This window comes from Erythrobacter sp. CCH5-A1 (assembly GCF_001557115.1).
GTDB lineage: Bacteria > Pseudomonadota > Alphaproteobacteria > Sphingomonadales > Sphingomonadaceae > Erythrobacter.
Window position 1 is genome coordinate 1 of the sequence record NZ_LSKQ01000295.1, and the last position, 490, is coordinate 490.

1 protein-coding gene is annotated in these 490 nt (G+C 66.9%); it reads left to right on the top strand.

Annotated elements, in window-relative coordinates:
* Window positions 1-356 (top strand): IS66 family insertion sequence element accessory protein TnpB (gene tnpB / locus AX708_RS17900; RefSeq protein ID WP_233999677.1); only part of this gene is annotated, 356 nt, incomplete at its 5' end.
* Between the last annotated feature and the right edge of the window lie 134 nt (window positions 357-490).

The following is a 490-nucleotide window of genomic DNA, read 5'->3' on the forward strand; positions in this document are numbered from 1 at the left end:
TGATCGGCCCGGCACCCGGCGCCAAGGTGATGGTGGCGACCCGGCCCGTGGATTTTCGGAAGGGAGCGGACTCGCTCGCGGCGCTGGTGGCGGCCGAGTATGGCGGCAAGCCTTACTCCGGCGTGATCTACGTGTTCCGCGCCAAGCGCGCCGACCGCATCAAGCTCATCTGGTGGGACGGAACGGGCCTGTGCCTGATGGCCAAGAGGCTCGAGCAAGGCGCGTTCCGATGGCCCCGGATCCAGGAGGGCGTGATGCGGCTGACCGCTGCCCAACTGGGTGCTTTGCTGGAGGGTCTCGACTGGCGCCGGGTGCATGGTGGACGCCGTCCGATCCCGCCCCAGATTGCTGCTTGACGGGGTGCGTGCGGACTGATTCAACTGGGTCATGCTCCTCGAAGCGGACCTTCCCGATGACGTCGATGCGCTGCGCGCGCTCGTCCTCGAACAGGCCCACGAGCTGGATCTTCTCAAGGTTTTCCGGGCCGAGA